The sequence below is a fragment of the Streptomyces xantholiticus genome, from assembly GCF_014651015.1.
GTDB lineage: Bacteria > Actinomycetota > Actinomycetes > Streptomycetales > Streptomycetaceae > Streptomyces > Streptomyces xantholiticus.
The window spans coordinates 69801-82414 of the sequence record NZ_BMWB01000021.1 but is presented as its reverse complement, the minus strand read 5'-3'; the positions used below and the strand labels follow the sequence as shown (position 1 = coordinate 82414).

Sequence of the window (12614 nt, the reverse complement as noted above, 5' to 3'; positions counted from 1 at the left end):
ATCGCGCCATGGCACAGCCCACCGTGCCCGAGCCCGTCACCAACGACGACCTCTATGCGTACACCGAGGGACTGCGGCGTGATCCACGCGGAGCCAATCCGCCCGACTGGCGGGTGGACTGGGCCGACGGCCCCTGGCCCGTCACGGTGTACAGCGGGGGCCGGCGCACTCCGCTGTCCGCCTCCACCGGGCCTCTCAGCGCGCTCCACCGGGTGCTGAGCGGCAGCCTGGCGATCAGCAGGGTGCGCAACGATCCCGCCGGCGGCGTCCAGGCCACGCCCGAGACGCCGGTGCCGCACCGCGGGCCGCGTATCCAGCTGCGCCGGCCCGTCCCGTCCGGCGGCGGCATGTACCCCACGGAGGCGTATGTGGTGCCGGCCGAGGAGGACCTCGTCCACCACTACTGCCCGTACCGGCATGAGCTGGTCTGCCTCGGCCGCACCGGTGCCGCGGCCCTGCTCCGCCGGACGCTGGGGTTCGCCGAGGGCGAGCCCACAGGGCACCTCGTGGTACTCGTCACCCGCTTCTGGAAGAGCTTCTACAAGTACGGCGACTTCACCGCCCGGCTCGCCGCAGTGGACGCCGGTGTGGTGCTGGGCCGGGTCCTGCGGCTGGCCGAGGCCGAACCGGGCCCCACCCGGCTGCGCACCGGCTTCCTCGGAGCGGCCGTCGCCGAATGCCTCGGGATCGCGGCCACCGAGGACGCGCGGGAGGTCCCCTGGGCGGTCCTCGGGTTCGGCCCGCCGGGCGGCCCCCGCGGCGCGGCCCCCCCGGCCTCCGTCCCCGCGCCCCCGCGGGCCCTGGAGCGGTCCCGCCGGATCAAGCGCTCAGCCGCCTTCGACCGGCTGCAGCGGGCCTGTCAGGAGCCCGCCGTCCCGCCCGCTTTGGCGGCCGGCGGCGAACCGCCGCCGCCACCGCCCCTGGAGCCCGTGCCCCTTGCCGCCCCTCGGCGCCCGGCGCTGCTCGACCCCGCCGTACGGGCCCGGCGTGCCTCCCGGGGCGCGCGGTTCACCGGGGCGGAGGTGGAGTGCGCCGCCCTGGCGACCGTGCTGCACACCGCGGCGGATGCGCTCAGCCGGCTCGCCCGCACCGGATCCGGGCCGGCCGCGCACTGGGCCGCGCGCACCCGGCTGCACTGCGCGGTTCACCGGGTGTCCGGCGTGGCGCCGGACTGGTACCGCTACCAGCCGGAGGCCCAAACCCTGCTCCGCACCGGCGCGGACACCGATCCGCGCTGCGCGGTCACCGTCCGCAAGGCGCTCTTCGCCGCCTCCTTCAACCCGGAACTCGCGGCCTTCACGGTGCACATCAGCACTCCGCTGGACTGGCGGGCGTGGCGAGGGCCGGTGGCCTACCGGGAGCAGCAACTCGCAGTGGGAGCCGCCGTGGAGGCGATCACCCTGGCCGCCGCCGCCGAACGGCTCTCCGGCCATCCGGTCCTCGGCTTCGACGCGGACCTCATCGACCGGGCGTACCGGCTGGTGGACAGCGGCCACGGCGTACAGGGGCAGATCTGTGTCGGCGCAGTGCGCACGGACCCGCAATGGGAGATAGGGATTTCACAACGGTGACCGGAACCGAAGAGCTGACAGACACCGAGCGGCGGCAGCGGCTGTCGGAGGCCGATGGCGAGGGATTCAGCCCCTACCTCCTCTTCCGGCGCGGCACCCTCACACCCACGGCCCTGGACGGGCTGGTCCCCCAGCGCACCTGGGAGCTGCTGGACCGCGCCGAGCGCTGCGCCCGGGCGCGTGAAGAGCTGCGCGACCGTCTGGAGGACGCCCTCTACGCCGCCGTCCCCGGCCTGCCCGCCGCTGAGCGGCGCGGCCTGCTGCGGCTGCGCCGGACCATCCACAACGACCGGCCCCCTGCCGCGCTCCCGAGCCCGGTCGGGCTCCCGCCGGAGTGCCGGGAGCTGCTGGAGTCCTGGCTGCGGAAGCGCGCCGAAGGCGACCGGCTGCTCGACGAGGCCGCCGCCGTCCTCCCCGGCGAACTGAACGCCGGACGCACGGCACTGGCCGCGCTCATGGCCCACGAGGACTTCCAGCGCGGTGTGCAGCTCTCCGACGAGGCCACCTGGCGCGCGCTGCGCGGCTACGCCGCCGATCCTCACGCGACGGGTCGTAAGCCCAGCAGACGACGCCGGCTGGAGAACACCCTCACCAGCTTCGCCTACCGGGTGGTGCTCAAGCCCTCTCCCTTCGGCTCCTTCACTGAGATCGGCGCCCGCCCCTGGGACCGACCGGGCGCCGGCGGGCCCGTCGCCGACCGGGCCGCGCGCCGCCCGTCGCAGGTCCGGCTGAGCGTCGGCCTGCTGTCGTGGATGAGCTACGAGCTGCGGCGCCTGGCGGGCGCCGAGGACCTGATGCGGATCCGGCTCAACAACTCCCTGATCTCCCACGGCGACCGGGTACTGTGCGTTCGCCGGTCCCCGGACGGCGCCGACGCATCCGCGTTCGGGGCGGCCCAGGTCGTCTCGGCCAGGAACACCGAGCTGGTGCGGCTGCTCCGCCGACTGCTGTCCGACGGCGATCTGACCGAGCGCGCCCTCCGCGACCACCTGACGGCGGCCGGACTCGCCCCGGACGCCGCCGCCCGCGCCGTGGACAAGCTGGTGGAGGCCGGCCTGTGCCACCGCGGACTCGGGCTGCCGGACCAGCAGCCGCGCCCGGCGCAGGCCGTCGCAGCACGGCTGCGCGCCCTGCCCGGGCCACAGGCCGCCCAGTGCGCGGAGATCTTTGCGCGGCTGCAGACCATCGAGGACGCCTTCGCCGGCGCCGACGCCGACGAGCGCGCCGGCCTGCTGGCCGAGGTGCGGGAGCAGGTCGCCCGCTTCGTCGAGTTGTGCGGCGCCCCCACCCCCGCACCAGAGGCAATGCGTTCGGTGGTCTTCGAGGATGTCGGGACCCGGGAGCCGCCGCACGACGACCCGACCGCGCTGGTCGAGCGCGAGCGGGCCTCCCTGGAGCTCTTCCAGCGGATCGTGCCTGTGCTGGACGACGCGTCCATCGAGAAGGCCGGCCTGTACACGTACTTCACCCGGCTGTACGGCGGCGACGAGCGCCCGGTCCCGGCCATCGAGTTCTACCGGGCCTTCGCCGAACTCGCGCCGAACGACGCTGCGGCGGTGGCGACGGGGCAGGGCGACGCGCACTGCGACCGGCTGCGCGAGTTGCGTACGGAACTCCTCGACGAACTGCGCGCCGCCGTCGGCCGGGAGGGCGAAGTACGGCTGGACACCGCCCGGCTGCGCGCCTTCGCCGACCGCCTGCCCGCTTCCCTGCTGCCCTGGCGCTCCGCGGCCTACCGGGTGCAGATCGCCACCGAGGCGGGCGAGCGACTGGCCGTCGTCAACGGAGTCACCACCGGCCAGGGCGTGTTCTTCTCCCGCTTCTGCGAACTGCTGGAAACCGCCGGTCCAAAGGGCTGGAGCCTCGCCGGCGCGCTGCGCCCGTGGATCACCTCCAATGCGCCGCGGCAGACCGATCTCACCGCCGTTCTCGGCCTCAACTTCAACCTGCACCCCCGGCTCAGCCCCTATGAGCTGGTCTACCCCGGGTCCGTCGCCCGCCCTGGCCCGTCGGAGCCGCTGACGCTGGCAGACCTGTTCGTCCGTGCCGACCACCGTCGGCGCCGGCTCCAGCTCGTCTCCGCGCGGGACGGCGAAACAGTGGACCTGGTGCCACTCAACTTCCTTTACCCGGCGGCGGCACCCGGCCTGTACCGCTTTCTGTGCGCCTTCGCTCCCACCCGCACCTACCGCGGCGGCCTGTGGGAGCAGCTGGCCCGCGCGGACGCCAGGTCGGGCCGGGCCGTCCCGCCCGGACCCCAGCGGCGCCCCCGGGTGCGGCTGGGTGGCCTGGTGCTGGACCGGGCTTCCTGGAGCTTCCCGGCCAAGGACGTCCCCGAGCTCGCCGGCGGCGGGGAGTGGGACACCGGGATGCTGGCCCGCTTCGACTGCTGGCGCCGCGAGCACGGCGTCCCGCGCCACTGCTTCTTCCAGCTGATCTCCGCTCCGCCACCCGGCGACGGGTCGGGGGATGTGCTGGAGGAGACCCGCCGGTGGGCCCTTCAAGCCCGCAGCGCCCGACTGCACAAGCCGCACTACCTCGATTCCCGTAATCCCTTTCTGCTCCAGGTACTCGCGCGGCAGCTGACCGAGGCCGCCGACGGGACCGTGATCTTTCACGAGTGTCTGCCGTCGCCCGCCGAGGCCCCCGCGGCGCACCCGCCGCGGAGCGCGGAGGAGTTCCTTCTGGAGTACACGCTTTCCTCCCGCCCCGCTCGCCCGCACTTTGAGGAGGACCACCGTGTCCAGGACTGAAGCCGCCGCCTGGCAGAGCCTGCACATCCACCGTTACGAAGACCAGGACGGCTTCCTGGTCGACGGCCTCGGCCCGGTGCTGACGCCGCTGCGCGCCTCGGGGGCGGTGGAGGAGTTCTTCTTTCTGCGCTACTGGCAGGGCGGCCACCACATCAGGCTGCGCCTGCGGACCTCCCTGAAGACGGCGCAGGACGTGGCCGACGCTCTCGCCGCATTTCTGGCCCGCCACCCCGCCGGCACGGGCTTCGACGCCGAGGAGTTCGGTCCCGCACAGGCCACCATGGCCGTCCTGGAAGCGGAGACGGCGAGCGAGGTGCTGCCGCCCGATTCGGTGCACCACGCCACCTACACCCCGGAGGTGGAGAAGTACGGAGGCAACCTCGGCGTGGCCATCGCGGAGCGCTTCTTCGTCGCGAGCAGCGATGTGGCGCTGGCCACGCTGGCCCGCCTCCCCGGCGGCTCCGGGAAGCGGCTCGGCGCCGCCTTCTCCACGATGCTGCGTGGGCTGTGCGCCGCCCGGCTCACCCCGGCCGAGATGGCCGGCTTCTTCGCCCACTACTGCGTGCTCTGGTCGCCCTATGTCTTCGACCGGTTCCTGGCGGACTGGCCCGAGCTGCTGCGCGTGCGCCGGGGGCCCGTCGGCCGACACGCGGCCACGCTGCTCGCCCAGTCCCACCAGGAGCCGGCCGATCCGTTCGGCCGGGCGGTGGGCACCGCATGGCGTGAGCTGGCTGAATCCGCCGACACGGTGCTGCCCGCGGTCACCCTGGGCGGCAACGACGCCCCAGTGGCCCGACGGCGGCAGATTCTGCTGGTGAGCTATCTGCACACGCACAACAACCGGCTTGGGCTGATCCCCGAGCAGGAGTCCTTTCTCGGCTGGCTCGGACACCACGTGATCAGCGAATACGCCGGGCTCCCCCCCGCGGCAGACCTGCTGGACCGGGTCCGGACCACCCGGCGCGAACGACTCGGCGCCCACGCCGACCTCGCGCCCACTTCCTGAAACCCGCCAGGCCTGTCCGGCGGCTTGCCGCACTGCGCTCGATTCGCTCGCTCCGTCTCGGCTCGCCCTCCACGTGGCGCCGAGCTCCACCAAGATCCGCCGACCAGGCCCTGGCGCAGCCTCTTCCGCACGCCCTCGAGGAGAATTCATGGACGTCACCGACCGCACCTATCCCTTCGCCCGGCACTGCCCCTTCGCCATGCCCGAGGAGTTCGCCTGGCTTCGCGGCCACCAACCGGTGGCCAAGGTCCGGCTCGAAAGCGGTGACGAGGCATGGCTGATCACTCGTTACGAGGATGTACGCGCCGCGCTCACCGACCCCCGGTTCAGCCGGTCGATCCACCGGGACGGTGCCGCTCGCGTGGACACGGGCTTCCAGGCCGACGCCGACAGCCCGCTGTTCAACTTCGGCGGCACCATCTCCGAGCCCCCGGGCCACACTCGCTGGCGTCGCATCGTCAACCGCGCCTTCACCTCCCGGCAGGCCGAGTCGATGCGCAAAGAGATCGCCGCGCACACCGACGCCCTCCTCGGTGAACTGGCCGTCCGCGGCGAGGGCTTCGACCTGATGGCGGACTTCGCCTACCGGCTGCCGATCATCGTGATCTGCGACCTGCTGGGCATCGAGGACGCTGCCCGCCCCGAGTTCACCGAGCTGGCGGCCCAGCTCACGCGCCGCGACATGCAGTCCTCCTTCATCGAGTTCGGGCAGGCGCTCCAGTCGATCGGCCGTTATGCGGTCGGCCTGATCGTGCGCAAGCGGAAGGACCTGGGCGACGACCTGCTGAGCACCCTGATAACCCTCCGCGACGAGGAGGGCGACGCCGAAGGGCTCACCAACGAGGAGCTGGTCTCCACGGTGATTCTGCTGCTCATGGCCGGCTACGAAAGCACCGCCGTGCAGCTGGGCAACATCTTCTACGCCCTGCTGCGCGACCCCGACCAGATGCGCTCTCTGCGCGAAAAGCCGGAGCGGATCGACCAGGCAGTCGAGGAACTGCTGCGCTATGCACAGATGGGCACCGGATACGCCATCGCCAAGTTCACCACCGAGGACGTCGAGATGTCCGGCGTGACGATCCCGGCCGGATCCACCGTCTTCGTTTCGCTGGCCTCGGCCAACCGCGACGAGCAGATCTTCGGAACGGACGCCGACACCCTGGCCCTGGACCGGGCCCAGGCGCGCCGACAGACGGCGTTCGGCTACGGCCCGCACTACTGCCTGGGTGCGGCGCTCGCCCGGGTGGAGATGCAGGAGGCGGTCGCCCGCACCCTGGCCCGCTTCCCGGGCCTGCACCATGACGGCGACCTGGACGCCGTGGAGCTCACCAGCAACCTCTTCACCTACTACCCGCGCGAGCTGCGCGTCCTGACCTGACCTGACCTGACGTCCCGTCACCACCGGAGGAGCCCGATGGACACCGCACAGGAGACCGACGCCTATCCGTTCCCGCTCACCTGCCCCTTCACCCAGCCGCCCGAGCTGGCCCGGCGCCGCAACGAGGCGCCGGTCGCTCCCGTGACCCTGCCCGGCGGCGCCCGCGCCTGGCTGGTGACCCGCTTCGATGACGTCCGCACCGTCCTCACCGACGAGCGGTTCAGCCGTAGCCCGGTCCGGCAGAACGCGGTGCGCGAGCAGCGCCGTGCAGGACCGGCCCCCGGCCCGGGGCAGTTCGACTTCGGTGCCCAACTGGCCGACCCCGCCGCCCACGCCCGCTGGCGGTCCCGGCTCGGCTCGGTGCTCACTCCGCAGCATGCCGAGTCCCTGCGCCCGCGGATCCGGCAGACCGTCGATGAGGCCCTGGACGAGATGGCGGCACGCCCTGACCGTACGGCCGAGTTCGTCTCGGACTTCGCCTACCGGATCCCGGTCCAGGTGCTCGCCGGGCTCTTCGACCTGACCCCGCAGTTGCGCGACCGGCTTCAGGACTGGGCCACCCGGCTGCGCGGCGCCGCACCTTCGACCGCGGCCTTCGGTGAGGCGATGCGCTCGCTGTACGGGGTCGCCGCCGAGCTGGTGGCCAGGGAGCGTGCCCACCCCGGGCCCGGAGTGATCGGGCTGCTGCTCTCCGCTGACCGGGAGGGCACGGAGACGGTGACCGACGAGGAGCTGGTCTCCACCGTCTTCCTGCTGGCCACCGCGGGATACGAATCCACCGCCGTGCAGTTCGCCAACGGCATGCTCGCCCTCTTCCAGCACCCGGCCGAGCTGGAACGGCTGCGGTCGGGCTCGGTGTCGATGGCCGCCGCCGTCGAGGAGATCCTGCGCTATGCCCAGGCCGGGACCGGCTTCGCCGGCACCACCTACACCACTGAGGAGGTGCGGCTCGGCGAGGTCACCCTGCCGCCCGGGGCGACGGTGCTGATCTCCCTGGACTCGGCCGGCCGGGACGAGAGGCGCACCGACCGGCCCGAGGTGTTCGACCCCTCGCACGGTGCGCCTCACCACCATCTGGCCTTCGGTGCGGGCGGGCACTTCTGCCTCGGCGCGTCCGTGGCCCGGGTTGAGCTCCAGGAGGGCTTCACCCGGCTACTCGCGCGGTTCCCCCAACTGCGGCCGTCCGGCGATCCCTGGAAGACCGAGTTCACCCGCAACCTCTTCCACCACTACCCGCGGGAACTCCGGGTGGAGTGGTGACCGGCCACCGAGAGGAAGTCGACATGAGCGATCAGGACACGTCTCTGTACTGCTCCATCATTCTGTGGGACCTGTCGCGGTCCCCGCAGACGGTCCGCTCCCTGCGCGCCTATCTGCGGGACTATGCGGTCGACAGCTATGAGAAGGTGCCCGGCCTGCGGCAGAAGGTGTGGATCTCCTCGACCGGCCCGGAGGGAGAACTCTGGGGCGCGGTCTATCTGTGGGACTCGCAGGAGGCCGCGTACGGCCGACCGCCCGGGGTGTCCCATGTGGTCGAGCTGATCGGCTACCGCCCCACCGAGCGCCGCTACTTCGGCGTGGAGGCCGCGGCCACGGGCCTGGACAGCCTGGTGGGCGCGCTGACCGCCGGGGTGGGGATGGCTTTCCAGCCGGGATCTCCCGAGCCGCCGGCCCGCCCGCAGGAGTTCGTGCCGCCCGGCGCCGACGCCTTCATCCCCACCGGGGCGAACCCGGGCGGCGGCCCGGCCGTCAGCTGAGGGACGCGTCGGTCCACGCCCGTACCTGGGCGTGGTGCTCCCGCCAGGCGCCCCACACTTCCCCGGCCCAGGCCCACAGCTGCTTCTCGTATTGCGTGGCGTCCACTGCGGCGACGTCGGCTGCGGTGAGCCTGCTGTGCAGGTCCTGGGCCGCGGGGTGCGGCTCGAGCCGGGTGAACCGCGCCCTGTGCACCATGCGGCGGTGCAACTGCGGCCCGTGCCGGGCATCGGCGCCGCGTTCCAGAAAGAGGTACAAGGTCATCAGGCAGATGGACAGCCGCTGCATGGCTACGGGGTCGTCTCCGCCCGGGTGCTGCACGCTGTAGCTGTCCACCAGCACCTGGTGGTGTGGCCGCCGCTCAGGGTCGTTGTACGAGAGGGCGAGCAGCTCCAGATAGGCGGGGCCGCAGCGCACACAGCCCCCGGTGACACCGTCCGCGTCGCTCTGTTCAGTCATGTGCTCGCCTTGCCCGGTTGCCCTGTTGCGCTTCTGTACTTCGTGCTCACTGTTCGCCGCGTCAACGCCCGTAGGCGCTCAGCGCCAGTGCCGCCCAGCCCCGCACGGTGTCGTGCTCCTCCGCCCAGGCCGCCCAGACCGACGAAGCCCATTCCTCGATCACCTGGGGACGTTCCTCGGGGCCCGCCCGGTCCACGTCCCCCACGGTGACCTGCCCGAGGTCGGACGGCGACGCCAGCATCGGCCACTCCGGCACCTCCAGCCGCGGCAGCACCAACCGGCTGAGCGATGTCATCATGCGCCGCAGCTGCTTCTCGCGCACCCGGTTTTCCACATGCAGGCAGAGCGCCGTCAGATGCACCGCGACCGACTGCCGCTGCCGACGGTCGTCCTCCCTGCCAAAGGGATGCTGCGCCGCGTACGCGTCCGTGGCCAGCCGTGTCGCTTCCGGACCGAGCTCGGCGAGCAGCTGGGAGAAAAGACCCCAGCACACGGCCCCAGTGGACATATAGGCGTGTACCGACCCCGACGCGTCGCCTTCCTCGACCAGCCCGCACCCAGGACAGGCCACAGCGTCGTGCGGTGAGCGTCGACGATCCTTCATGTCACGGATTATGCCGCAGCGGGATGGTCACCCCGGGGCGCGGTCCCGTACCCGTTTCCTCACAACTGGTCGATCACCCACCGGGATTGCCCACCAGAGCGCGGGCACCGGCGCCCGTCACGTCCTGGTGATCACCACCGCCGTGCCGTACGCGCAGACCTCCGTGCCGACGTCCGCGGCCTCCGTCACATCGAAGCGGAACGCCAGAACCGCGTTCGCCCCCCGTGATCGCGCCTGTTCGATCAGACGCTCCATGGCCTGGTTACGGGTCTCCACGAGAGTCTTGGTGAGGCCCTTGAGCTCACCGCCGACCATGGACTTCAGGCCGGCTCCGATCTGGCTGCCCAGATGACGCGAGCGCACGGTCAGTCCGAAGATCTCACCGATCACCTGCTCCACGCGGAAGCCCGGGATGTCGTTCGTCGTGACCACCAGCACGTCGGACTGCGGGCCCTGCCCGCCTCCGTAGTCTTCGATACCCATGGTGCACAGCTTCGCGAGCTTGCGTTCACCCCGCATCCGCGGACGGCCGGTGGAACGCGATGTCACCCGTATGCGTTGATAGCTTTGGGCAGCCGACCATGCCGACGACTATCACCACAGGAGCCCGGACCTCGTGAACACCCTTGCGCTCGGACCGAGCTGGCTGGACCCGGACTATCTGATCACCACGTTCGGCCTGATCGGTGTGCTGGTGATCGTCTTCGCCGAGTCCGGTCTGCTGATCGGGTTCTTCCTCCCCGGCGACTCTCTGCTGTTCACCACGGGCCTGCTGGTGACCACCGACGTGATCAAGCAGCCCCTGTGGCTGGTCTGCACCCTCGTCGTGGTCGCCGCCGTCATCGGCGACCAGGTCGGCTATCTCTTCGGTCGCAAGGTCGGCCCGGCCCTCTTCAAGCGCCCCGACTCCAGGCTCTTCAAGCAGGAGAACGTGGAGAAGGCCCACGAGTTCTTCGAGAAGTACGGCCCGAAGTCCCTGGTCCTGGCCCGCTTCGTGCCCATCGTGCGGACGTTCACGCCGATCATCGCCGGTGTGAGCCGGATGAACTACCGCTCGTTCGTCACCTTCAACGTCATCGGCGGTGTCCTGTGGGGAGCCGGTGTCACCCTGCTCGGCGCCGCGCTCGGCAAGATCGACTTCGTTCACGAGCACATCGAGGCGATCCTGATCCTGATCGTGCTGATCTCGGTCGTCCCGATCGCGATCGAGTTCCTGCGGGCCCGGTCCAAGGGCAGGAAGGCGGCCGCAGACTCCGCCCCCGACGACGGGATCCCGCCGTCCTCCCCGCGCGGCGGCGGCCGTCACGCCAAGCGCTGACGCTTCCGTACGGCCGAGGGTGCGCCCGGCGGATCATGGTCGGACGGGTACATCTGGAACCACACCCTAGAAACCGCGTGTCCGCTTGGCCGCGCGGCGTCCGCCGGGTGTCTCCGCACCGGGCAGCGCCCCGGTGACGCCCGGCACCCGCAGGAACAGCCGGGAGATCTCGCCCCCCAGGTTGACCCCGATCGCGATGGCCAGCGCCAGCGCGGCCGCCGTGCTCAGCGAGGCCAGACCGGAGTTCGTGTTGCCGCGGGCGATCTCCAGCAGACCGAAGTACATGGCACTACCGGGCAGCAGCGGGCCGATGGCCGCGGTGACGTACGGCAGCGCGGAGGCGAAGCGGTATCGCGAGAGCATCTGCCCGAACAGGCCCACCAGACCCGCCGCGGCCGCCGTCGCGGCGACCGGCGAGACGTTCCCGACGTCCGCGAGCGCGCCGTAGACGACCCAGGCGACACCGCCGTTGAAGGTGACCAGCGCGACCGTGCTGCGCTCCTGCTGGAGCATCACGGCGAAACACAGCGACAGGCCCATCGCCGCCAGAGTCTGCGGCACGGGCCGCGGCACGCTGTGGATCGCCGTCTCCGGATTGAGCGCCGCGTCCAGCGCGATGCCCAGATAGAGCACCGACAGCACACCGACCACGATGGCCACCACCAGATAGCCGACCTCCAGCAACCGGGCGGCCGCGGTGATGTAGAAACCGGTCAGTCCGTCCTGCACACCGGCGACCAGCGCCCGGCCCGGGATCAGCGCGAACAGCCCACCGGTGATCACCGCGGACGCCCGCAGTTCGAGGGGCGACAGCGTCAGCGCCACGCCCATCGCCGCCGACGGCATCGCGGCCGCCACGAACTGGTAGAACTCCGGCAGCCCGCGCCCCGCGCAGAGCCAGGCCAGCCGGTCGCCGAGCATCGCACTGACCGCGGCGGCCAGGAACACCACCAGGTCACCGCCCACCAGCACCGACGCCGATCCGGCCAGCAGACCGCCGGCCAGCGTCAGCGCCCACCCGGGGTAGGGGTGCCGGTTACGGCGGATCTCGGCGAGCCGCCGGTAGGCCTCCTCCAGCGTGACGTCCGACTCCTCGACGCTGATGTCGTGGACCAGTCGGTAGACCGCGGCCAGCCGGGTGTAGTCGGTGCCGCGCCGCCGCACGGTGCGGTTCGCCGTCACCGGGTCGTCGACCAGCGACGGCTGATACGTGATCGACAGCAGGGTGAAGGTGACCGTCGGCTCGCAGCGGTCAAGCCCGTACGAGCGCGAGATGGCGAACATCGCCGCCTCGACGTCCTCCGCGCCCTCGCCGCCCGCGAGCAGCAGCTCGCCGATACGCAGCGTCAGGTCGAGCACGCGGGGAACGGCAGGACCGGCCTCGTCGTGCCGGTGCGGCGCCTCCGGCACCGGCCGCTCGCCCACCGGCATCCGCAGCATCGCCCGCATCCGGTCCTGCCAGGGCGCGTCCTTGGTGAGCCGCACGACCGGGATGCCGTGCGCCGGCGTGAACGCAGGCGGCGAACTACGCGCCGTGTAGGTGCTCGGTGGAGCGAACGCCGAGCCTTCCGGCTCGGTGGGCGGTTCGGGCGCCAGACCTTCCGGGACCGCGAACTCGGAGCTCGGGTGGTCCTCCTCCGGCGCTTCCGGCTGCTCCACCCCCGCCGGAGGGGTGAACGCGCTGTGCGCCTCGTCGGACTGAGGCTTCCGGTCTTCCGGACCCTCGCGCTCCGCCACCACTCGTCGTCCTCGCTCCCTCACGTACTGTCC

At 71.8% G+C, this 12614-nt stretch carries 11 protein-coding genes; 7 read left to right on the top strand and 4 right to left on the bottom strand.

The annotated features are described in order from the left end of the window. Positions 1-8: 8 nt before the first annotated feature. The 6 genes from IE198_RS26210 (at position 9) to IE198_RS26185 (ending at position 8465) form a co-directional block, all read left to right on the top strand. Positions 9-1571 (top strand): nitroreductase family protein, encoded by a 1563-nt coding sequence (locus IE198_RS26210; protein ID WP_189890805.1) that lies wholly within the window; start codon positions 9-11, stop codon positions 1569-1571. Continuing rightward, complete coding sequence (locus IE198_RS26205; protein WP_189890802.1) at positions 1568-4324, top strand: lantibiotic dehydratase family protein; 2757 nt, start codon at positions 1568-1570, stop codon at positions 4322-4324. Before IE198_RS26210 ends, IE198_RS26205 begins: the two co-directional genes overlap by 4 nt. Then, the gene (locus IE198_RS26200; protein ID WP_189890800.1) at positions 4311-5330 is read left to right on the top strand and encodes a lantibiotic dehydratase C-terminal domain-containing protein; all 1020 of its coding nucleotides are present in this window, start codon (positions 4311-4313) and stop codon (positions 5328-5330) included. The genes IE198_RS26205 and IE198_RS26200 overlap by 14 nt, the downstream gene beginning before the upstream one ends. Before the next feature lie 148 nt (positions 5331-5478). Beyond that, on the top strand, positions 5479-6708 hold the full coding sequence (locus tag IE198_RS26195; protein ID WP_189890798.1) for a cytochrome P450 family protein: 1230 nt from the start codon (positions 5479-5481) through the stop codon (positions 6706-6708). 36 nt (positions 6709-6744) lie between these two features. Next, positions 6745-7968, top strand: coding sequence for a cytochrome P450 (locus tag IE198_RS26190; protein ID WP_189890796.1), 1224 nt, complete (start codon positions 6745-6747; stop codon positions 7966-7968). A gap of 23 nt (positions 7969-7991) precedes the next feature. Beyond that, positions 7992-8465 carry a hypothetical protein gene (locus tag IE198_RS26185; protein ID WP_189890794.1) on the top strand — a complete coding sequence of 158 codons (474 nt, stop codon included), beginning with the start codon at positions 7992-7994 and terminating at the stop codon, positions 8463-8465. Here the strand turns inward: IE198_RS26185 and IE198_RS26180 are convergent. From IE198_RS26180 to IE198_RS26170, 3 genes are all read right to left on the bottom strand, one after another. Continuing rightward, positions 8458-8922 (bottom strand): DUF5946 family protein, encoded by a 465-nt coding sequence (locus IE198_RS26180; RefSeq protein ID WP_189890792.1) that lies wholly within the window; start codon positions 8920-8922, stop codon positions 8458-8460. The two genes, IE198_RS26185 and IE198_RS26180, sit on opposite strands and share 8 nt — an antisense overlap. A 61-nt stretch (positions 8923-8983) precedes the next feature. Next, entirely contained in the window at positions 8984-9526 is a 543-nt protein-coding gene (locus IE198_RS26175) for a DUF5946 family protein (RefSeq protein ID WP_189890790.1), read from the bottom strand. A 117-nt stretch (positions 9527-9643) separates the two neighbouring features. Beyond that, positions 9644-10009 carry a YbjQ family protein gene (locus IE198_RS26170; RefSeq protein ID WP_189890788.1) on the bottom strand — a complete coding sequence of 122 codons (366 nt, stop codon included), beginning with the start codon at positions 10007-10009 and terminating at the stop codon, positions 9644-9646. Positions 10010-10142: 133 nt separating this feature from the next. Here IE198_RS26170 and IE198_RS26165 point away from each other — a divergent pair, with 133 nt between their 5' ends. Beyond that, positions 10143-10844: a DedA family protein gene (locus IE198_RS26165; protein WP_189890786.1), complete on the top strand. Its 702-nt coding sequence runs from the start codon at positions 10143-10145 to the stop codon at positions 10842-10844. 66 nt (positions 10845-10910) lie between these two features. On the opposite strand, the gene IE198_RS26160 is transcribed toward IE198_RS26165, so the two are convergent. Next, complete coding sequence (locus tag IE198_RS26160; RefSeq protein ID WP_189890911.1) at positions 10911-12584, bottom strand: threonine/serine exporter family protein; 1674 nt, start codon at positions 12582-12584, stop codon at positions 10911-10913. Between the last annotated feature and the right edge of the window lie 30 nt (positions 12585-12614).

Excerpts from the sequence above, each read along its gene's own strand:
- IE198_RS26210 (WP_189890805.1), top strand. The coding sequence starts at position 9 with ATGGCACAGCCCACCGTGCCCGAGCCCGTCACCAACGACGACCTCTAT.
- IE198_RS26170 (WP_189890788.1), bottom strand. The coding sequence starts at position 10,009 with ATGGGTATCGAAGACTACGGAGGCGGGCAGGGCCCGCAGTCCGACGTG.
- IE198_RS26175 (WP_189890790.1), bottom strand. The coding sequence starts at position 9,526 with ATGAAGGATCGTCGACGCTCACCGCACGACGCTGTGGCCTGTCCTGGG.
- IE198_RS26180 (WP_189890792.1), bottom strand. The coding sequence starts at position 8,922 with ATGACTGAACAGAGCGACGCGGACGGTGTCACCGGGGGCTGTGTGCGC.
- IE198_RS26185 (WP_189890794.1), top strand. The coding sequence starts at position 7,992 with ATGAGCGATCAGGACACGTCTCTGTACTGCTCCATCATTCTGTGGGAC.
- IE198_RS26195 (WP_189890798.1), top strand. The coding sequence starts at position 5,479 with ATGGACGTCACCGACCGCACCTATCCCTTCGCCCGGCACTGCCCCTTC.
- IE198_RS26190 (WP_189890796.1), top strand. The coding sequence starts at position 6,745 with ATGGACACCGCACAGGAGACCGACGCCTATCCGTTCCCGCTCACCTGC.